General features: G+C 58.3%; 2 protein-coding genes and 2 pseudogenes. 2 read left to right on the forward strand and 2 right to left on the reverse strand.

Going from position 1 to position 4,990, the window contains the following annotated elements; all coding sequences use genetic code 11:
- Nucleotides 1–68 precede the first annotated feature (68 nt).
- Together P8Y64_13885 and P8Y64_13890 are read left to right on the forward strand one after the other, a co-directional pair.
- Nucleotides 69–647: pseudogene (locus P8Y64_13885) on the forward strand (PAS domain S-box protein).
- Nucleotides 648–702: 55 nt separating this feature from the next.
- Nucleotides 703–2,346, forward strand: coding sequence for an EAL domain-containing protein (locus P8Y64_13890; GenBank protein MEJ2061548.1), 1,644 nt, complete (start codon nucleotides 703–705; stop codon nucleotides 2,344–2,346).
- 438 nt (nucleotides 2,347–2,784) lie between these two features.
- Here P8Y64_13890 and arfB read toward each other — a convergent pair whose 3' ends face one another.
- Together arfB and P8Y64_13900 are read right to left on the reverse strand one after the other, a co-directional pair.
- A complete protein-coding gene (gene arfB / locus P8Y64_13895; GenBank protein ID MEJ2061549.1) occupies nucleotides 2,785–3,216 on the reverse strand; it encodes an alternative ribosome rescue aminoacyl-tRNA hydrolase ArfB in 432 nt (143 codons plus the stop codon).
- Nucleotides 3,217–3,367: 151 nt separating this feature from the next.
- Nucleotides 3,368–4,779: pseudogene (locus tag P8Y64_13900) on the reverse strand (aldehyde dehydrogenase family protein).
- Nucleotides 4,780–4,990 lie beyond the last annotated feature (211 nt).

The following is a 4,990-nucleotide window of genomic DNA, read 5'->3' on the forward strand; positions in this document are numbered from 1 at the left end:
GCAAACGCATCGAGGAGCAGTTGCGCCAATTCAAGACCAGCCTCGACCTCATCACCGACTGCGTCTTCATGTTCTGGCCAGACACGCTGGAGTTTTTATACACGAACCGGGGGGCAACCGTTCAGGTTGGTTACAGTGAGGACGAGTTGCGCCACATGACCCCGATCGATATCAAGCCGCAGTACGACGAAGCGGGCTTCCGCGCGCTGATCGCGCCGCTCATCTCGGGCGAGAAGGAGGCGATCACCTTCGAGACTGTTCACGCGCACCGGGATGGTCACACGATCCCCGTGGAGATATTTCTCCAGTACGTGGCGCCGGAAAATGAACCGGCGCGGCTGGTCGCCATCGCGCGCGACATTACCGAGCGCAACGCGGCGGCAGAAGCACTCAGGAAGGCGAAAGATGCGCTGCAAATCTCGGAAGCGGAATATCGCGGCATCCTGGAATCACTACAGGATATCTACTACCGCGTGGACCTGACTGGGCGGTTTGTCCGGCTATCGCCCTCTGTTTTTTCGCATACCGGCTATCGGCCTGATGAGTTGCTTGGTCTGCCGTCAGAGCATTACTGGCGCTTTCCGGAAAAACGCACTGCACTGCTTGAAGCCTTACAGGCAGACGGCGTTGTTCAGGACTTCGAATTCGAAGGTATCCGCAAGGATGGGCATATTGTCTGGGGGTCGATAAACCCAGACAAGCATGCTGGTTACGGACGCCAATGCGGTGATCATAAGGGTGAACCAGGCCTTTACGCGCCTGACGGGCTACAAGCCCGAGGACGTGATCGGCAAAACCACGGCCATTCTCAGTTCGGGTCGGCAGGACCCCGAGTTCTACCAACGTATGTGGCAGAGCCTCAAGGACAATGGCTACTGGCAGGGTGTGATCTGGAACAAGCGCAAAAACGGCAAGATCGATGCGGAATGGCTGAGCATTTCAGCCGTCGCGGCACCTGATGGCACCACTACCCACTATGTAGCCACCTATTCCGATATTACCGAGAACAAGAACGCCGAAGCCGAAGTCCATCGGCTTGCCTATTACGATACGCTGACCCGACTTCCCAATCGCCGCCTCTTGCAAGACCGCCTGGAACAAGCCGTCTTGAATTGCCCTCCAAGCGGAAAGCATGGCGCGCTACTGTTGATGGAGCTGGACCACTTTCAGAGGATCAACGACACGCTAGGCCATGAAATCGGCGACCAGCTTCTCGTCGAAACTGCGCGGCGGTTAAGCCGTTGCCTGCCAGAAGGCGATACCCTGGCACGGTTTGGAGGCGATGAGTTTGTGCTGCTTCTGGAGGGATTGAGCGCCGAACCTATTGAGGCAGCCGCCGAGGTTGAGCAGATGGCTGAGAAGGTCAGCACAGCCTTGGCGCAGCCCTTCAACGTGGCAAACCGGGTCTTTTATTTCACTCTCAGTATCGGCATCGTTTTATGCCATGCCCCTGAATCGGCAGAAATGCTGCTCCAGCAAACCACCGTGGCCCTGCGTAAAGCCAAGAATGCCGGTCGTAACTGTTTCCGCTTTTTCGATCCCGATTTGCAGGCCATGCTCGAACAGCGCATGGGCCTGGAGGAAGACCTGCACTTGGCTGTTGAAAGAGGGGAGCTGGAACTGTACTACCAGCCGCAGGTTGACGGCGACGGTCAGCTCATTGGTGCCGAGGCACTGCTGCGCTGGAAGCATCCGGAGAAGGGTGTCATTTCTCCGGCCGTGTTCATCCCTCTGGCCGAGGAAAACGGGTTGATTTTTTCGATCGGCCTTTGGGTGCTTGAAACCGCTTGTGCCCAGATCAAGGCTTGGAGTGACAACCCGGCAATTCCTGCGTTCCAGGTGGCGGTCAATGTCAGCGCCCGCCAGTTCCAGCAACCCGATTTCACCGACAGGGTCGAACAAGTGCTGACCAGGACCGGCATTGACCCCAATAAACTGAAGATCGAGTTGACCGAGAGCGTGGTACTCGCCGATATCAACGACACCCTGAAGAAAATGCATTCCTTGAAAGCACTCGGGCTCAGCCTGTCACTGGATGACTTCGGTACTGGCCAATCTTCGCTGTCCTACCTGACGCGGATGCCACTCGATCAACTCAAGATCGACCGCTCGTTTGTCATCAACCTGCCGAAGAACCGTAACGATGCCATCCTGGCCCAAGCCATTATCGCCATGGGCCAAGGCCTCAATCTGGCTGTGATCGCCGAGGGCGTTGAAACCGCGGCACAACAGGAGTTCCTCAAAAGTCTCGGCTGTCACTTCTACCAGGGCTATCTCTATTCACGGCCATTGCCCGTGGCTGAATTTGAAGTGTATTTACAGCGCATAGAACCACCTCCCAATTAACGGCAAGGCCTACTCAGGTTTCGATTAGCTATGGTAGCGAGCCACCCAGAAAAACTGCATCAAGGAAGTTGCAGAGAAATGATTAAATGACTGTAATAGGTCGAAACCTGACGTTGATCTGAGTGACTGCGAATGACCGAAATAGGTCGCAAGGAGCCATATGCCTCCGGCCGCTGTAGTTCAATGCTGGATTCCGAGATTCAAAACGTGTGTACCGAAGATCATGTGGGCGATTTCAACAGTGGATTCCGGATACCTTTTTTATCTCCTTCGTGATCTTCCTCTCCGCAACCGCGATTAGCCTTCTTCCAGACTGTCTGCCGGATCTGTCTGCATCCTACGTATAACGCCTCTCAGATAACCGCCAGGTCCACCGCCTGCCGACGCCGTGCACCTTCGGACGCTGCACATGCTCCAACACATACTGCGTCCACCCCATCAGTCAAACACCTTCCCCCGCAATGCCTTGGTCCGGCCACGCATCTTTTTCTCGTCCATACGCCTTTTCCGGGCGGCGCGTGTGGGCTTGGTGGGTACCCGCTTCTTTTGCACTCGCGATGCGCGCTGTATCAGCTCCACAAGCCGGGTCAGCGCCTCTTCGCGGTTGCGTTCCTGGGTGCGTGCCTGCTGGGCCTTGATCACGATTATGCCTTCCCTGGAGATACGGCGGTCGTGCAATGCCAGCAAACGTTCCTTGTAGAAGTCGGGGAGGGACGAGGCTTTTATATCGAACCGTAGGTGGATCGCTGATGACACCTTGTTGACGTTCTGCCCACCGGGCCCCGAAGCGCGAATAGGCGTCAGCTCGATCTCGTCGAGCGGAATCGAGGCACGGGTAGAGATTTGCAGAACTTGTTTTTCGCGGTCCATGGGGGGGCTGCGTTTGGCGCGTTTACTGCCTGAATGATTGAACGATGTAAGTCATCGCGAATTATGCAATGACTTATGTTCGATATGAAGAATCTTGAGGCAGTGGGTACGGCCGCCCCGTTTTTTACAAAGACATGGTATTGCTTAAAAGTTATTTGATATACCACCCCCACGGCTGCCCGGTCTCATAACGTGTGATCTGCTTCACTTCGAGGTAGTTGTTCAGTCCCCAGCGTCCGAGTTCGCGCCCGATGCCGCTTTGCTTCATGCCGCCCCAGGGCGCCTGGGTGAAAGTGGGCTGGGAGCAGTTGATCCAGATGATTCCTGCGCGCAGGCCGCGGGCCACACGCTCGCAGCGTTCGAGGTCGGTGGACATGACGGCGCCGGCCAGCCCGTAGTGGGTTTCATTGGCCATGCGTAGTGCCTCGGCTTCGTCGCGAAAGGTCTTTACGCACAGCACGGGGCCGAAGATTTCTTCTCGCCAGATACGCATGTGTTCCTGCACGTCGACGAACACGGTCGGTTGCAGGTAATAGCCGGATGTGAGCTCGGCGGGGCGGCCGCCGCCGGTGAGCAGGGTCGCGCCCTCCGACAATCCGCTTTCGATATAGCCGAGCACCTTTTTGTACTGGCCCTCGCTCACCAAGGGCCCCAGCAGCGTGCCTTCGTCGAGGCCATTGCCCACGGGCAGGCGCTGCGCTTCCTGCTTGAGTCGGTCCAGCACGGCAGGGGCGATGTCTTCATGGATGATCAGCCTGGAGGTGGCGCTGCAGACTTCGCCCTGGTTCCAGAAGATGCCGAACATGATCCATTCCACGGCCTGTTCCACGTCGGCGTCTTCGAACACGATGAAGGGCGATTTGCCGCCGAGTTCCAGGCTTACGTTCTTGATGTCCTGTGCGGCGGCGGTCATGACCTTCATGCCGGTGGGAACGCTGCCGGTGAAGGCCAGTTTGTCGACATCGGGGTGTTGCGTGAGCGGTGCGCCGGCATCGGCGCCTGTGCCGGTCAGGATATTCAGGACGCCGGCCGGCAGGTCGATTTCCTGGGCGATAGCACCGTATTCCAGTGCGGTAAGGGGCGTGAGTTCGGAGGGCTTGAGCACGCAGGTCGCACCGGCGGCGAGGGCGGGGGCGAGCTTCCAGGCGGCCATCAGCATGGGATAGTTCCAGGGGATGATCTGGCCCGCGACGCCGACCGGTTCGTGATGCACCGTGTGTCGTCAATGTCCCACAACGCTTCCGCCAGCGGCTTGCCGTTGTCGATCACCTCCATGCGGGCGAGTTCTTCGCGCCGGGCACGGATCGCTTCGGCGATGGCGTGCAGATACGCGGCACGTTCGGTGCCCGTGGTCGAGCCCCAGGCAGGAAAAGCCTCACGGGCGGCCGCTACTGCGCCGTTCACGTCGGCAGCAGTGGCCGCGGCTACTTCGTGAAATGTTTCCTCGGTCGCCGGGTTGATCACCGCCAGCCGTCCGCCTTCGGCCGGGTCCACCCACCGGCCGCCGATGAACAGCTGGTTTTTGAGTTCGGTGGAAATGGGTGAGTCGACGCGCGTGTCCATAAAGGCCTCCTGTCGGCAATGAGTCAGCGGTGCAGGCGCGTACACCGCAGTGTGGTAATGACGTGCAACACTTGTGCCTGATATGAAACTTCGTCGGTTTTCAAGGTCTGTAGGGCCGTTCGGCAGAAGGCCGTTCCCGGGCCGCACCCCGCCGGTGCTACAAGGCACCGAGGGGGTGCAGGCCGCCCTGCCTTAGCTGATTTGACCAATC

This window comes from Gammaproteobacteria bacterium (genome assembly GCA_037388465.1).
In the GTDB taxonomy this organism is placed as follows: Bacteria; Pseudomonadota; Gammaproteobacteria; order SpSt-1174; family SpSt-1174; genus JARRKE01.

Coding starts and splice junctions, on each gene's coding strand:
- P8Y64_13890 (MEJ2061548.1), top strand. CDS start 703: ATGCTGGTTACGGACGCCAATGCGGTGATCATAAGGGTGAACCAGGCC.
- arfB (MEJ2061549.1), bottom strand. CDS start 3,216: ATGGACCGCGAAAAACAAGTTCTGCAAATCTCTACCCGTGCCTCGATT.